The sequence below is a fragment of the Pediococcus sp. genome, assembly GCF_003533255.1.
Taxonomy (GTDB): Bacteria; Bacillota; Bacilli; order Lactobacillales; family Lactobacillaceae; genus Pediococcus; species Pediococcus parvulus.
In genome coordinates this window covers 1-16460 of record NZ_DOEM01000027.1, presented here as the reverse complement: position 1 = coordinate 16460, position 16460 = coordinate 1, and the positions used below count along the sequence as shown (strand labels likewise).

13 protein-coding genes and 1 pseudogene are annotated in these 16460 nt (G+C 39.6%); 5 read left to right on the top strand and 9 right to left on the bottom strand.

Annotated elements, in window-relative coordinates; genetic code table 11:
• Nucleotides 1-110: 110 nt before the first annotated feature.
• Nucleotides 111-1625, bottom strand: coding sequence for a gluconokinase (locus DD627_RS06520; protein WP_260274606.1), 1515 nt, complete (start codon nucleotides 1623-1625; stop codon nucleotides 111-113).
• A gap of 158 nt (nucleotides 1626-1783) precedes the next feature.
• Between DD627_RS06520 and DD627_RS06515 the strand changes: the two genes are divergently transcribed.
• Both DD627_RS06515 and DD627_RS06510 read left to right on the top strand, forming a co-directional pair.
• The gene (locus tag DD627_RS06515; RefSeq protein WP_057784741.1) at nucleotides 1784-2428 is read left to right on the top strand and encodes an NAD(P)-dependent oxidoreductase; all 645 of its coding nucleotides are present in this window, start codon (nucleotides 1784-1786) and stop codon (nucleotides 2426-2428) included.
• A gap of 34 nt (nucleotides 2429-2462) precedes the next feature.
• Nucleotides 2463-2945: a nucleoside 2-deoxyribosyltransferase gene (locus DD627_RS06510; RefSeq protein ID WP_057784740.1), complete on the top strand. Its 483-nt coding sequence runs from the start codon at nucleotides 2463-2465 to the stop codon at nucleotides 2943-2945.
• A 62-nt stretch (nucleotides 2946-3007) separates the two neighbouring features.
• On the opposite strand, the gene DD627_RS06505 is transcribed toward DD627_RS06510, so the two are convergent.
• Nucleotides 3008-3754 carry an alpha/beta hydrolase gene (locus tag DD627_RS06505; RefSeq protein WP_260267940.1) on the bottom strand — a complete coding sequence of 249 codons (747 nt, stop codon included), beginning with the start codon at nucleotides 3752-3754 and terminating at the stop codon, nucleotides 3008-3010.
• A gap of 99 nt (nucleotides 3755-3853) precedes the next feature.
• Nucleotides 3854-5482 carry an ABC-F family ATP-binding cassette domain-containing protein gene (locus DD627_RS06500; protein ID WP_260274605.1) on the bottom strand — a complete coding sequence of 543 codons (1629 nt, stop codon included), beginning with the start codon at nucleotides 5480-5482 and terminating at the stop codon, nucleotides 3854-3856.
• Nucleotides 5483-5722: 240 nt separating this feature from the next.
• Between DD627_RS06500 and DD627_RS06495 the strand changes: the two genes are divergently transcribed.
• The gene (locus DD627_RS06495) at nucleotides 5723-6394 is read left to right on the top strand and encodes a Crp/Fnr family transcriptional regulator (RefSeq protein WP_260267942.1); all 672 of its coding nucleotides are present in this window, start codon (nucleotides 5723-5725) and stop codon (nucleotides 6392-6394) included.
• Between the two features lie 138 nt (nucleotides 6395-6532).
• Here DD627_RS06495 and DD627_RS06490 read toward each other — a convergent pair whose 3' ends face one another.
• A complete protein-coding gene (locus DD627_RS06490) occupies nucleotides 6533-7066 on the bottom strand; it encodes a ferritin-like domain-containing protein (RefSeq protein WP_057784736.1) in 534 nt (177 codons plus the stop codon).
• A 192-nt stretch (nucleotides 7067-7258) separates the two neighbouring features.
• Here DD627_RS06490 and DD627_RS06485 point away from each other — a divergent pair, with 192 nt between their 5' ends.
• Both DD627_RS06485 and pepT read left to right on the top strand, forming a co-directional pair.
• A complete protein-coding gene (locus DD627_RS06485) occupies nucleotides 7259-8122 on the top strand; it encodes an ROK family protein (RefSeq protein WP_260267943.1) in 864 nt (287 codons plus the stop codon).
• Nucleotides 8123-8278: 156 nt separating this feature from the next.
• A complete protein-coding gene (pepT, locus tag DD627_RS06480; RefSeq protein ID WP_068808346.1) occupies nucleotides 8279-9523 on the top strand; it encodes a peptidase T in 1245 nt (414 codons plus the stop codon).
• A gap of 281 nt (nucleotides 9524-9804) precedes the next feature.
• On the opposite strand, the pseudogene DD627_RS06475 reads toward pepT, so the two are convergent.
• The 5 genes and pseudogenes from DD627_RS06475 to brnQ form a co-directional block, all read right to left on the bottom strand.
• Nucleotides 9805-11303, bottom strand: a pseudogene (locus DD627_RS06475) (MFS transporter).
• A 420-nt stretch (nucleotides 11304-11723) separates the two neighbouring features.
• Nucleotides 11724-12371: a pyroglutamyl-peptidase I gene (gene pcp, locus DD627_RS06470; protein ID WP_260274604.1), complete on the bottom strand. Its 648-nt coding sequence runs from the start codon at nucleotides 12369-12371 to the stop codon at nucleotides 11724-11726.
• Nucleotides 12372-12390: 19 nt separating this feature from the next.
• Nucleotides 12391-13314, bottom strand: a complete 924-nt coding sequence (locus tag DD627_RS06465; RefSeq protein WP_057784729.1) for a DUF979 domain-containing protein — start codon at nucleotides 13312-13314, stop codon at nucleotides 12391-12393.
• Complete coding sequence (locus DD627_RS06460) at nucleotides 13307-13984, bottom strand: DUF969 domain-containing protein (RefSeq protein WP_057784727.1); 678 nt, start codon at nucleotides 13982-13984, stop codon at nucleotides 13307-13309. The genes DD627_RS06465 and DD627_RS06460 overlap by 8 nt, the downstream gene beginning before the upstream one ends.
• Before the next feature lie 139 nt (nucleotides 13985-14123).
• Entirely contained in the window at nucleotides 14124-15512 is a 1389-nt protein-coding gene (gene brnQ, locus DD627_RS06455) for a branched-chain amino acid transport system II carrier protein (protein ID WP_260274603.1), read from the bottom strand.
• Nucleotides 15513-16460: the final 948 nt, after the last annotated feature.

The following is a 16460-nucleotide window of genomic DNA, read 5'->3' as shown; positions in this document are numbered from 1 at the left end:
CACTACGTTCCAGCCCAAATTTGCTGGAAGACGGCATTTTATCTAATTTTGCTGCCATGAACGTTTTCGTATCAGGCAACAAGATAAGTTTTTGTAGTTTCAACCTTTAGTTATTTAAAATATCTGCTCTGAAAATCAGCAATTTTATGGTATTCCGGTTCCAAAATTTCACTAATTTGTGCCCATAATTTCATCAAATCTTGATAACATTCGGCATTTTGGGGATTCGCTTGCCATTTTTGCTGATCAGTTGATGCCAACTCATTTAAGGCTAGTTTGGGGACAATTTCCAAACTGTGAAGCCCCATAATGGCCGCACCTAAAGCTGAACCCGCCGATTTTTTTGAAACTGTCACTGTTTGATTAAAACAATCCGCTAAGATTTGTACCCAGAACGCAGATTGAGAAAATCCACCAGTTGCTTTCACATTGGTAATCGGACCTGCTACCCGTTCAATCATTTGCGTGACTTCACACAAATTTAAAACGATCCCTTCCAATACAGCCCGAATCATGTCTGCTTGGGTGTGTTGGCGCGTCAGTCCAACGAAACTACCACGTGCATCCGCATTCCAAATTGGCGCCCGTTCACCACCTAAATAGGGCAAAAAAATTAAGCCATGGGCCCCAGGAACTGATTTTGCAGCTAACTTAATCAACTCAACGTAAGATGACTGCCTATCTTTTGTGAACCACTGCTCCTGTACCCACTGGAGAACAATCCCACCATTATTTACGGGACCACCCACAAGCCACTGATCTTTTCCAAGGACATAACAAAATAATTTTCCAGCCGGATCAAAAACCGGATGGTCAACGACTAATCGGACTGCGCCACTGGTTCCAATGCTAACTGCTAATTGACCAGAGTTAGTTGCACCAACCCCAAGGTTTGCGAGTGCCCCGTCACTACTGCCGATAATAAAGGGTACATCAGTATCAAGATTTAGCTGAGCAGCCATTGTTGCAGACATTCCAGAAAATTGGGTTTCTGTGCTCACCAATTTGGGCAATTGATTTGTAGTGATACCAGCAATTGCCAACGCCTGGGCATCCCAGGCCATCGTTTGAATATTAAACATTCCAGTAGCCGAAGCAAGTCCTTCATCTATCACGTAAGCTCCAAAAAGTTTAAAGAAAATATAGTCTTTAATACCAATAAACTTGGCAGTTTTGGCAAATAACTGCGGCCGTTCTTCACGAAACCACATAATTTTGGTCAGTGGGGTCATGGGATGGTTTGGCGTTCCCGTTTTAAAATACAAGGCTTGAGCAAGACCATTTTCGCGAAGTTCAGCACTTTGTTTTTCAGAACGGTTATCAGCCCACGTGATGACTTGGGTTAAAGGTTTGTCTTGGCCATCGATCAAAATCAAGCTGTGCATGGCTGCTGAAAAGGACACTCCTAAAACTTTCCAGGACTTTTGTTTAGCTATTTGCATCACCTTTTTAATACCAGTGACAACCGCCGCAAAAATCTGTTCTGGATTTTCTTGTGCGTAACTTGGTTGGTCTTGATGAAGTGGGTAACCATTATTCTGATTGGCTAAAACGGTCCCTTTTAGATCAAACAAAACAACTTTTGTACTTGTTGTGCCAATATCGACACCGATTATTGCTTGCATGGTGTTCTCCTAATTATATTAATTGCAAATCCGATCAAAAGTGGTTAAACTAATTGCTAACATTCGTGCCTCATTTGCTTTATAATTTTAATTGTAATCGAAATAGAAATTTATAACAGAAAAATCGTTGTAAATATTGAGAAAGGATCATAAAAAATATGAAAATTGGTATCATTGGCGCAACCGGTAAGTCCGGCTCAAAAATCGTGACTGAAGCACTGAATCGTGGTCATCAGGTCACGGCACTTGTTCGTAACAAAGATAAGGCAACAAAATTATTTGGTGGCACAGTAACCATTATTGCAAAAGATGCTTTTGACATCACTAAACAAGATTTAACTAATTTAGACGTTGTCATTGATGCCTTTTCCGTTCCATTAGGTAAACATCTTGCTTATCAACATATTGATCTGGCAGTCCATTTAGTGCATTTATTACGAGAAACGGAAACGCCACGCCTTGTTTTTATTCTTGGAGCAGGTAGTTTACAAACTGACGATGGTCTCTTACTGGATCAACTTAAAAAGATTCCTGACTCACAAGCTTGGATTGATACACCGGAATCACAAACTCATGAGTTAGATTTCTTAAGAACTGTGACAAACGTCAATTGGGTTGGTGTTTCTCCAGCGGCCAGTTTTCTCGATGGCCCTAAGACAGACTATGCTTTAGGAAAAGATCATGTTCTTTACGATGCCAATCAAAAATCTGAAGTTTCAACCGGAACAATGGCCGTTGCTATTTTAGACGAATTAGAAAACCCTAGTGTTCATCAAGCGCGCTTCACGATCCGCAACAAGTAGGCTTCTACATTAAACAACTTAAAGGAGAATTTTAATGCAACCAAAATCTGTTTATCTCGCCGGCCCATTCTTTAGTGATGGTCAAAACAATCGGGTAAAGACCGTTAAAAATCTTTTAAACAAGAACCAAACCATCAATTCTGACGCAATTTTTCTTCCAGGAAAAGATGAATATACGGACGCTGCCGCCGGGTCATTTGAATGGCAAATTGCCACTTTTAATGCGGATATTCGTCAAATTGATCAAGCCGATGTTGTTGTGGCGATCCTTGATTACGACCTTGAAAATGGCCAGCATGAAGCCGATGCCGGAACCATTTGGGAATGTGGTTACGCCTATGCCCAGCACAAACCCGTTTTCTTAGTTCGTTTTGATAAACAAACAGAAAATTCAATCAATTTAATGCTGGCAGGTAGTTATACAGCCATGTTCAATGGTGAAAAAGATATTGCCAACTTAGCTACTTATGATTTTTACAATTTGAAAAATAAATACGTCCATCTAGACGTCATTTAAAAACAGTTTCTTTTAAACCCATAAAAAAGAATCCCAGCAACGACAGGGATTCTTTTTGTTTCTCAATTTTTTAAAAAATCAGTCATTAATTGCAAAGCTTGTGGTCGCGCGGCTCCCTTGAATTGATGTGAGCCACCAACAACAATATGCAATTCACTATTTTCGTACACTTCTTGATAACGTTCTGATGCTTTTTTATCCACCACAGTATCCGCATCTCCATGAATTAAACAAACTGGACCCTTATACTGTTTGGCAACTTCATAAATAGGCATTGTCTGTGCCGTTCGCAGATAAAAGCCACCCACTATCTGTCCCTTTTGGGTTGGTAAAGCATCTGGAATATGATTCGGTTGGTACGTGACACCCTGCAGGTCACCTTTAAGCGCATCGTCCTTTAATGTCGCTGCAGGAGCCAACAGAACCAGCTTTGAAATATACTCCGGATAATTACCAGCAAGCATACTCGCCACAACACCGCCTTGAGAGTGTCCAATCAAAAAAATGTTTCCAATATGGGGTAATTTCCTGGTAAACGTTAAAATTGCGTTGCCATCCGAAATTTCATTTAAAATCGTCATATCTTGAAAACGGCCGTCACTTTTGCCATGCCCATTAAAATCAAAACGGATTGTGGCAATCCCATCTTCATGTAATCTTTGTACTACTTGTGCTAACAGATCTGTCTTTCGATAACCTAAATCACCAGTAAAGCCATGCATCAGAATTGCAATATCATACTTATCTGTGCCTGGTGTTTCCAATAAGCCGCGTAAGATTAAACCATCTCGTTTAATTTCAACGTCCATAAAAAGACTTTCCTTCTATAATAAAATCAGACCTTTATTCAAGGTCATCTTAGCAGGATTGGCAATTTTTTTCAGCTTATTACCCTCGAAATGAACAGTTTATTTACTATATAATTCCTGGACCTTTTTTTGAATGTCGACATGCTCCATAAACTCGTCATAGCTAGTCTCAGAACGATCAACAACACCTTTGTCCGATACTTCAATGATGTGATCTGCAATTGTTTGAATAAACTGCCGGTCATGAGAAGTTAAAATCAATGAACCGCCAAAATTAATCAAGCCATCATTTAATGACGTAATAGATTCCAAGTCTAAATGATTCGTGGGATCATCCAATGATAAAACATTGGCCTTACTCAACATCATTTTAGAAAGCATGCAACGCACCTTTTCACCACCAGATAATTTGGTAACTGGCTTATTAACGTCCTCACCGGAAAATAACATTTTCCCTAAGAAGCCCCGTAAGAAAGTATTGTCACTTTCCTCTTTAGGTGCAAACTGGCGCAACCACTCTAGGATATCTAAGTTTTCATTTGAGAAGTAACTATTAATATCTCTTGGGATATAACTTCGAGTGGTCGTTTGTCCCCAAGTAACCGTTCCTTCATCTGGCTCCAGTTCACCCGCAACAATTTGCAGTAAAGTGGTGGTTGCCAAATCATTTTGACTCAATAAAGCTGCTTTTTCACCTGGTTTGACAGTGAAGGTGATGTTATCCAGAATCTTCACACCATCAATTGATTTGGAAAGCTTATCAACGCGCAATAAATCATTTCCCAATTCACGTTCTGGTGTGAAACTAATGAATGGATATTTTCGAGTTGATGGTTGAATGTCATCCAAAGTGATTTTTTCAAGCTGTTTCTTTCGAGAAGTTGCTTGTTTAGACTTCGAGGCATTCGCGCTGAAACGAGCCACGAATTCTTGCAGTTCTTTCATCTTTTCTTCTTTTTTGGCATTTGCATTTTCTTTAAGTTTGGCAGCTAATTGACTGGATTCCATCCAAAAATCATAATTACCTACGTAAAGCTGAATTTTACCGAAATCTACGTCACACATCATGGTACAAACGGCATTTAGAAAATGGCGGTCATGAGATACCACGATAACTGTGTTCCGGAAATCACCCAAAAAATCTTCCAACCATGAAATTGATTGGGCATCAAGTCCATTGGTTGGTTCATCTAAGACCAAAATATCAGGATCACCAAACAAAGCTTGTCCCAACAATACTTTAACTTTTTGGCTTTCAGTTAGTTCGCTCATTTTTTGAGCTTGCATTGTTTCATCAATACCGAGTTGTTGTAAAAGTTGTGCCGCGTCAGACTCTGCATTCCAGCCGTCCATTTCGGCAAACTCACCTTCGAGTTCGGCTGCTTTAATCCCATCAGCATCGGTAAAGTCCTCTTTGGCATACAAAGCATCCTTTTCCTTCATAATGGCATACAACTTTTTATGACCCATAATCACAGTATCCAAAACTTTTTCAGTTTCAAACGCATAATGATCCTGATTCAAACTTGACATCCGTTCATTAGGTGAAATTGAAATATGACCCTTTGTTGGTTGGAGTTTGCCTTCAAGTATTTTTAAGAAGGTTGATTTGCCGGCTCCATTGGCACCAATAATGCCGTAGCAATTTCCAGGCGTAAACTTTAAATTGACATCTTCATAGAGTTTGCGATCAGAAAATTGCATACTCATATCGGTAACTGTTATCATTTAATATCCTCACTATTCTTGATAAATCCCCTTAAATCGAGTTTCAGATCTAATCCACAATTCTTAAAATGTATCACAATTTACTAAGCAAACGCAAGCCATTCGGGCCAAATAACGCCTAAAATAAGATAACTTTTTAATAATAATCTCTTTATGTTATTTGAATTCGTTTTCTTTCCGCAATTGCTTTTTCATGCTATTCTTTAGGTAATTAAATTCGAAAGCAAGTGAGGTTACATCATGCAACGTTCAGAACACGACTGTATAAAACTAGTTCCACTGTTTAAACACTTACCAGATGGCGATGTTGATAAAATCGAATCCATTATCATGCACAAACATTACGAGGCTGGCGAATCTCTATTTCTCGATGGCGACAAACTGAACACACTCATGATTGTCGCTAATGGCCAGGTCAAAGTTTCAAAAATTGCCGCCAATGGTCGTGAACAGCTTCTGTATTTGTTACAATCTGGTGATTTTGATGGTGAAGGGGCCCTTTTTCAAGAAATGACACGCAGTTCTTCGGGTGTTGCGTTGATCCCGACGCAAGTTTGTCAGATTAGCCGTAACAATTTTCAAAAGTTACTCAGCCAATCACCAAGTATCAGCATGAATCTGATTAACGAATTTGGTCAACGGATTTCATCCCTTGAAAAACGCACGACCGAAGCTTCGACAGAAAGTGTTGAAGCTCGTATTGGCAATTATCTGGTTGAAACCGGGGCAAGTTTGGAAAAAGATACCTTTAAGTTGCCCATCAAAAAAAAGGATCTTGCGATTTATCTCGGCACCACGCCAGAAACCGTTAGTCGGAAACTAACAGAGTTCGAACGAAAGGGCTGGATTACACAAGGTCCTCAAAAACGGATTAAATTGATTGATAAGGATGCGCTGGTCTTGTTGGATTAAAGGTTACTATTCCTTTGTAGCCGAAATGTGTTAAAGAGAGCAACTTCCTCCGCTTAGCTACGATAGTCAAACGATTCCAAGTGCGAATCATTTAACTATCTAGGCTAATGCTCAGAAGCTACCGCTCTCTTGAACACTCTATTCTTCCTCCAGCCCATCGCCAGCATTATTGCCGACTAACGCCTGAAGCACACGAATCGCATGATTATCATCCCCACGCAATTTTTCCATATAATTACGCAATGCGGGACGCTCTTCTTTTTCCGCTAACTTAATGGCACGATCCACAAACAAATTTTGCGTCACATAATCCTGAACCGCCTCACTCACCATCTCATCAGCCGTAAAATACTTGTTCTTACCATTTTCACCAATCATCGAATACTCACTGTATTCCGCGGTTGTTGAAGATGGTTTTTCATTTTCATCTAAAAGTAGTTCCCCAACTTCATCATAGTGGGTTCGGTTTTCTCGAATCAAATGCTTCAACACATGTTGAATTGCTGGTGCGCTCAATCCCTTTACGTACCAAGTCACCTGATGTAATTTCGCATCAAGCACCGTGAAATTGGAAACAATATGATTCACCATTGCCCCTGCTGTGGGCACATGATGATCGATTTCGGATTGTTTCTGTTCTGCTGCAAATAATTCTTCTGGAGTTTTTGACATTTTTGTTTCCCCCTAATTTCTTAATATGCTTATATTCTATCGAGTAACTGCTGACGTTAAATTGATTAGGATCAAGTTTTAAAAAATTTCTAGTTCTTAACTACTTATTCTTTCGACCCGTTTTTCTTATGCTATAATCATGGTAGCGATTACAACAACTGTAATCATATTTAGCATAGGAGGAATTTTTTTATGAAATTAGGTGCAATTGAAGCTGGTGGAACCAAATTTGTATGTGCTGTTAGCGATGAAAATATTACTATTGAAGATCGGACACAATTTCCAACCACAACCCCTGAAGAAACAATGGCGCAGGTGTTTACATATTTTGAGCAACATCCCGTGGACGCAATTGGAATCGGTTCGTTTGGCCCTGTTTCTTTAAATGAAGAAGCCGATAATTATGGTTTTATTACCAATACGCCCAAACTAGCTTGGAAAAACTATGACTTTTTAGGTGCCATGAAGGCTCATTTTGATATTCCATTTTATTTCACTACAGACGTCAACGTGGCGGCTTACGGTGAATACAAGGCTGGCGCAGGTCGGGGCAAACAAAACATTTTGTACTGGACTGTCGGAACCGGCGTGGGTGCCAGTTATCTTCAAAATGGTGGATTTCTACAAGGCTACAGCCACCCTGAAATGGGTCACATCTTGTTGAGACACGATCCTCGTGATCATGGTTTTGAAGGCGTTTGTCCTTATCATGGTGATTGTTTTGAAGGTTTAGCTGCCGGACCATCCATTGAAAAACGGTTTGGTAAAAAAGGAAATGAAATTGATCCGAGTGACGAATTCTGGGAAATTGAAGCTAACTATATTGCACAAGCTTGCGTCAATGCCACTTTGATCTTACGCCCAGATATCATTATCTTTGGCGGCGGAGTTATGAAACAAAGCCAGCTCTTCCCTCAAATTCAAAAAGAATTTGTCAAACAACTAGCAGACTATGTAGATTTCCCTGAAATTTCAAATTACATTGTCCATGTTGAATTGGGCGATGACGCCGGAATTACTGGTGCATTGATGTTGGCTAAAAAGGCCACTGAATAAAATTAAAACCAAGTTTAGTTGGATAGCGAGTCATCCTTAACGGACTTTCCGTAATTGATGGCCGCTATTTTTAGTTGGTCAAAAACCACTCTGCTTCCCCTCTCTGCGTAAGTAAGCTAAAATACACTTAACAAAACAAAATTAGGAGTGATTAATTTGGCAAAATACGAAACATTATTACCTCGATTTTTAAAATATGTAAAAGTAAACACACGCTCTAACCCAGATTCAAAAACAGTTCCCACTGATCCTAAGGAAGTAGCCTTCTTAAAAACACTTGCTCAAGAGCTTACCAATCTTGGTTTACAAGACGTGCATACCCAAGCACAAAGTGGCTATGTCGTAGCTACTTTACCTGCTAATGATGGCGGCAATACTCCTGTATTTGGTTACATTGCCCACATTGATACCGCCGACTTCAACGCGGAAAACATTGATCCTCAAATTCATGAGAATTACGATGGTGAATCTGATATTCAATTAAGTAAAGATGGCAAATGGGTGCTTAAAACTTCTGCATTCCCTGCGTTACACAATTACAAGGGTCAAACCTTAATCACAACAGATGGCACAACTTTGCTTGGTTCTGACGATAAATCTGGTGCAGCTGAAATCATGACAGCAATGGAATATTACATTAACCATCCTGAAGTAAAACACGGTGAAATTCGCGTCGGCTTTGCCCCTGATGAAGAGACAGGAACCGGTGCTGATCATTTTGATGCAAAAGACTTTAACACCAAATATGCTTACACTGTTGATGGCGGTCCGCTGGGTGAATTGGAATATGAAACATTCAATGCTGCACAGACAACTGTCGAAATTCAAGGTAATGAAGTGCATACGGCAACGGCCAAAGGTGTCATGGTTAATGCCCTTCAAGTGGGAATTGATTATCATAACCTCGTTCCAGCTGGTGATCGTCCTGAATTAACTGATGGCCGTCAAGGATTTTTCCACTTATTTAAGATGGAAGGCACTCCTGATCATGCTAAACTAGTTTATATTATTCGAGATCATGACCGCAAAGTATTTGAACAACGGAAACAAGAACTACAAAACATTGCAGATAAACTAAACGCAGACTTTGGTGAAGAACGCGTAACTGTTGAAACCCATGACCAGTATTACAACATGCGCGAAATTCTCGAAAAAGATATGACACCCGTTGAAATCGCAAAAACTGCCATGGAAAATTTGGATATTACCCCTGTAATTTATCCCGTTCGTGGCGGTACAGATGGTTCAAAAATTTCATTTATGGGTATTCCTACACCCAACTTATTCGCAGGTGGCGAAAATATGCACAGTCGTTATGAATTTGTTTCGGCTCAAACCATGGAAAAAGCAGTTGATTTGATTTTAGAAATCAACAAGCTAAATAGTGAACAAAGTAACTAATTTTTCATATAGAAACTAAAAACGTTATTCGGTTACCTGTTTTAAAAACAGATGGTGAATAACGTTTTTTTTGATAACTTTTTTTCATTTACATCAATTGTGCTAGAAAAAAATTCATCAGTTCAACAAAATAAAGATCCGAAAAGGGATAGATTTTCCTTTCAGATCCTTATTTTGCATAAACAGGTTAGTTTTGTTTTTTTAGCATCAAGTTATTGACTCATAACGGCGTAATTAATAACTTTCAAACTTGAATATGTTAAAACGACTATTGAGGTACTCTACCTAATAATTTCTTTGGTGTTGTCAAATAAATTGAGAACTATGAGGATTACAAATAGTAATATAGCTATCATAAAAACGGAATGAAAACCGTTAAGCAGAACTGAATTAATTGCGTTTTGCAATGAATGACCATTCCTAAAGGGAGTATTTGAACTGATAGCGTTATTTAATTTACTAATTGTTAGCGACTTATTCGCTTTAACTCCCTGGTTTAAAGCGAAGTTAAAGACTAATCCGAAAATACCTGTCATGACGGTTTGTCCCAATGTTCGCCCAAGTGTGAGCATTGAGGATGCAGTCCCAATATTTCCCTTTGGCACAAGTTCTTGTGCTACAACGGTATTCATGGTAATGATAATACCAAGACCGGCACCAGTTATACCGGCAATAACATAAAACATCATTATTGGGAAATTTGTTCCTGCAAAAACTAAAGGTACGTAAAATGCCGTTTGAATTACAACTATAGGCAATAATATACTTCGGAGCAAATCGTTTTAAGAGGCCACCTACAAAAAATGAAGTTATCAACCATAAAACAGGACTGGGTGTAATAGCCAGACCAGCTATTGAAGCCGATACATGGTAAATTGACTGTAACCACATCGGAAAATACACTTGAAACCCAATCTGCACACCAGAAAGCAGTAAGGCTGTTGTTATCTGAATTGAAAAGGTTCGATTACTAAATAATTTTAATGGGATTAATGGATCTTCTGTACGTCGTTCGACCATTATGAAGAATACCAGAGCTGCAGCAAAAGTAATAAACGGTATCAACCAGAACATGAACGAGGTACTTTGCTTGCTAAGATTTTGTAAGCCAAGGAGAAGTCCAATTAAACTTGCCGAGAGTAAAACTATCCCTGGATAATCAATCTTAATCTTTTTCGCATTAAATGAGGATTCATGGTAACCAAATACGATTAATCCTAAAACAAGGATACCAAGAGGCACATTAATAAAAAATACCCAATGCCAATTAAGTTTGTCCACTATAAATCCACCAATAAGTGGCCCAGCAAGTGCTGAAATACCCCATGCTGTATTATTTCATTGCCATAATGTTGGAACGTCTTTCAAAACTAAAAACGTCAGCGATGATTGTAAATGTTATTGGCATTATTGCACCCGCGCCGATACCCTGAATTGCGCGCGAAACAATTAGAACAATAATGTTAGGCGAAAATCCACAGGCAATTGAACCAATCAGAAAAGTTACCAAGCCAAAAATAAATATTGGCTTTCTTCCCAGTTGGTCTGCCAATTTTCCATAGATGGGAGTTGTAACAGCGGTAGTAAGCAAGTACATTGCAAATACCCAACTTTCTTGAGTAATACCATGTAGTTCACTCACAATAGTTGGTAACGCCGTAGTGATGATTGTCGTCTCCACTGAACTCATGAACGTTGCAATAAAAATTGCAGCCAGAGTAAGAGTTATATTACTTTTTTTACTTTTTTCCAAATGTATACCTCCATTATTTTTTTGCATTTTCGCGTAGCTAAATATTTATTTCAGCAACAAAAGATGGAAGTGCACGATTTCTATTATATAGCTAATCATTAATTTCTTGCAAAAATTTGTTTAGTGAATCCTTAAAAAATGAGCTTTTTTCATTCACTTTTTTAGGATGATTATTAATATCAATAAGTGAACCATAAGCATTGTTCCCGCTGCTTTCCGCTGAGCTCTAGGACCGCTCGGCAAAACAAAAGGCAGAATATAAGCACGATTCCTGCGGGATTGCGATCCCGCCTACGTCACCATCCGCGCCTGCTATTTTCCACTGAGCTCTAGGACCGCTCGGCAAAACAAAAGGCAGAATATAAGCACGATTCCTGCGGGATTGCGATCCCGTCTCCATCGTGCTTATATTCTGCCTTTTACCGTTTTGCCTCGCGCACTTTCACTTTATGCCACGTGGCCCTCCACCGTCTCAATATCAGCCTTGCCATCACGCTCCACAATGGCTGCAATTGCCGCCGTTATTCCCTTCACATCATCTGTCAAACTCAATGAAGGCGTATTTGGCCTGCTTGTCACCTGCTCCGGTAAAAACGGAATATGCATAAATCCAGCCTTCAATTCCTGAAACTCCTGATCAATCATATACTGTACCTGGTACATAATATGATTACATACATACGTTCCAGCCGTTGTCGACACACTACTTGGCAAACCTGCCACCCTAATCGCCCTAGCCATCGCCTTCACCGGCAATTGCGTAAAATACGCATTTTGACCATCTTCATGAACCGGCGTTCCTAGTGGCTGATAGCCCGCATTATCCTTAATCCGTCCATCATCAAAATTAATTGCTACCCGTTCTGGCGTCAATCCAAAACGACCGCCAGCTTGGCCAATACTCAAAACATAATCTGGTTTTTCCTTTAAAATAGCCGCATGCGTCACATCTGCACACTTGCCAAAAATTGTGGGGATTTCAATTTTCACAATCTGCGCACCTTTAATTTCATCTGGCAAACGTTTCACAGCTTCAATCGCCGGATTAATTTTGTCGTCACCAAACGGATCGAACCCAGTCACAAGAATTTTCATTTTTATATCCTCCTTAAATTTAAAATGCTAACACATACATCAATAAAATCTGAATAATTAACATAGGAATTGCAATTGGTGCCTGCTGTTTAATGACACCCAGCGGATCCTTCATTTCCATTAACGCCACCGGCAACGTATTGAAGTTTGCAGCCATTGGCGTCATCAACGTCCCACAATAACCAGACGTCATTCCGAGTGCCGCCACAACCACTGCTGATCCACCTTGCGCAACCACGAATGGAATCCCAATTCCAGCCGTGATAACTGCGAATGCCGCAAACGCATTACCCATAATAATCGTAAACACAGCCATTGCCACACAATACAGGACAACGCCCAGCATATGATTGCCAACCGGAAAAACACTGGAAATCGCATGTGCCGTCACGTTACCTACGCCAGAAGCTGTGAAAACCACTCCTAATGTAGCTAATAACTGCGGCAAAACTCCGGCCGAGCCAACCGAACGTACCATGCGTTGCGTATCGTCAAAAACGGCTTTTCCACTTGATTTGGTCAAAACAACCGCCACAATTAATGAAAGAATTGCTGCAGCGCCGATTCCAACCTGTCCGCCAAACGGTGTGAATTGGGCTACCAAAATAGCAGTCACAGCCAAGATAATGCTTGGCAGGAAAATCCACCCCTTTAATCGCAAGGCCGCAGATTCAGCTGTTTTAACATTAATTTCTTTGATATGGCCCACCTTGACCTGTTTTAAAAGAGACAGTAAGCCGATCACCAATAAAAATGCGCCCACTAATGCATTAGGAAGCCATTGACCTAGGGCAAAAATAACTGCAAACAAAGTCCAAAACAATCCAGTTCCATAACGAGTCGAATTCGTTTTGTCTCGAAACGATTCGATTGCAGCAATTAAAAAACCAACTCCAATTAACATGTATAGGAACGTTAAAATATTATTGATTAAACTAGTCATGGTCAACACGTCCCTTCTTTGTAAACTGGCGATCAAATAAGCGATTATATACAAATACTAGGACTAATGTAATCACGGCAACTGGAATGGAATATAAAACAATTCCCGTCGGATCGACTTTATACCCTAAAGATTTCATGGTGCTCGCCATCAATAACACACCACCAGATGCAACAAACAAGTTTTGCGCAAAGAAATTTCCAAAGTTTTCTGTAGCCGCCGATCGTGCTTTAATTCGATCGACATCTTTTGGTGTGAGTTTTGCTTCAACACTCGCTGCTGCTTGCGCCATTGGATTAATCAAAGGCCGGATAAACTGGACCTGCCCTTGTAAGGTAATTCCAAAAACACAGGCTAATTCTCTAATTAATAAATAGATATCAAAAATTCGCCCGGGGGTTAAGTTTTGTAGACGATGAATCAAATTTACGGCAGATGCCTTTAAGCCATTGCGTTCGATAACGCCAATCATTGGCAAAGTTAAAAAAAATAAGGACACCATCCGATTGTCTAAAAATCCTTGCCCTAAAATCGCTAAAAATTTTGTAAAATCGATTCCGGATGCTAATGCGGTGGCCAGTGCCGAAATCAAAACGACGGCCACAGTGTCTAATTTGAATGCAAATCCCAGTATAATAACTAATACACCAATTAAACGTATGTATTCCATTCGCTTGTCCTCCATTTCATTTATTGAATGATTCTAATTTTGTTATCATAAATTTAGCATGAAAACCCATTCAGAGCAAATCAGATAATCAAAAAAACAAGCTGCCCTTAAGCAACTTGCCTCACAAAATCATTCAGTTCTACGACCAATCCGATTCGCTAACAGATGATTCGCTGTTTGCGCGGATGCGTTGAACGATATAAATTCCGATACCAATCACAAATCCAATGATGGCAGGGGTTAGCCACGCAAACCCTTGGGAGAATAATGGCACATATTTACTTTCAAAACTAGTTAAGCTTTCCACAAAAGCTGATTTGGCAATAAACGCAGGAGCTGCATTTAATCCATCGACGATTGCTGGGACGATGGTAAAAATCGTTGTGCAAATGTAAACCACTCTCGCACGATGGAATAGTGGGGATGCCAGCGAAAGCAAAATCAATGTGATACATAGTGGATAGATAAACATTAGGAAAGGTACCGCCGCATTAATAATAGTTTCAAAGCCAAAGTTAGAAACTACAAATGAAATTGCTGAAACGATAATCACATATGTTTTATACCCGAATTTAGGAAACATACTACTGAAGGCAGTCGCAAACGAGGTGGTTACCCCAATAGCCGTAGTCATACACGTGATGGTTGCCATGATTGCCAAGATGTAAACACCGGCATTTCCAAAGAAGTACTGGGTAATTTGACCAAGAGCAATCCCACCGTCATTCGCAATTTTCAAATGGCCAAGACTTGTTGCCCCAATGTAAGCTAATCCGGCATAAATTAAGGCCATCGCACTTGCAGCAATGATTCCCGCTTTGACAGTTAAATTAGCCACTGTTGATTCTTTTTTCACACCCAAAGCCTTAATTGCCGTGATCACAACAATTCCAAATTCAACAGATGCCAAGGCATCCATCGTTTGATAGCCTTGAATAATTCCGTTGGTCATGGAACCATTACGCCAAGCACCGGTGACAGCTTGCCCTGCTGTCGTGCCCATAGGTTTGAAAATTGCAACGGCAATCAAGATAACAACCATAATAATGAAAGCCGGGTTTAAATAACGGCCAACATAGTCCACAACTTTATGCCGATTAATTGAAAAAAGGACAACTCCGGTGAAGAAAAAAGCGGAGTAGATGAAAAGCCAGATTGGTGCGGTAGCAGCACTCACATGCGTGGCAATTCCAAATTCAAACGGCACTGTGGCTGTTCGTGGCGTGGCGAATGCTGGACCGATGGCAATATACAAAATTACCGTGAAGATTAAAGCGTACGTTTTACCAATTGGTTGAGCCAGTTCGTATACACCGTGGGTTCTGGTAATTGCAATTGCGGCAACACCTAGTAAAGGTAAAATTGTGCCTGTAATGATAAAACCAATAATTGAACCGATAAATGCTGAACCAGATTGTTGACCAATTTGCACTGGAAATGTTAAGTTGCTTGCACCAAAGTACATTCCAAAAAGCATTGAAGCCACCACAATTAATTCTTTCCATGTAAATTTACGTGTTTGTTCCATTTATAAAACCTTCCTTTCTGTTTCTGCATTTTCTTATTTAAATCAAAATTCTATGAGAAATAAAAAACGTCCCTCGGATTAATTAATCCAAAGGACGTTTACACGTGTTACCACCTTAATTTACAAGCTTTTCACAAAACTTATCTTGCCATGTACGCCGTATTTTTCATCAAAAACACTTGATACATTGGCACTATATTGGGTGCAACCATAATCATCTTAGCGACGATTCCACTCATTTTCATCTTTTTAAACTAGGAAATATGTTTTTTCAGCGCCAAACACTTTCTAAAAATTCGCTAGCCTATACTCCGTGAAAACTTCCACACGTGTTTCTCATTTATATTTAATGTTTTTCATTATAGGACTGCTGAAAGTGATTGTCAAATGTAAATTTGCATCTTTAAAAAAACAAATATATCTTCTTTGTTTCGTTCCAACGTTGGCGCAAGTTATGATCCGATTGGCAAGATATTCAATAAACCCCTGATTTGTGCAATATATTTTTCAATTTTACTAATGCTAATATCTCAATATGCTTGGTGAATGATTTCAAGCAATCAATTACCCTTCATAAATTCTTTAAAAACATTATATTTTATATTTTCCATCCAAGTTTGACAACTGACAAGACACGCGCTAAACTTAGTCCAAATTAGATAACAATTAAAAGCAATGAAGAGATGAGTACGATCCCACATTTTCATAGAGAGCCTCTTCTGGTGTAACGAGGTAAAATAGTGAATCTGAACATGGTCTTGGAGAACATTCCGCATTAAGCCTCGGCAAAATGCAGATGGGTGCGCCCATTATCGCGCCGGGACTTCCTTTGCGGAGTTCTTCGAGGAAATAATTTTATTATTATTTCAAACCAAGGTGGTACCGTGACCATTTCTTTGGCTCTTCGTCAAGAAGTACTGATGAATTAATTCAAGGACGTAGTCCTTA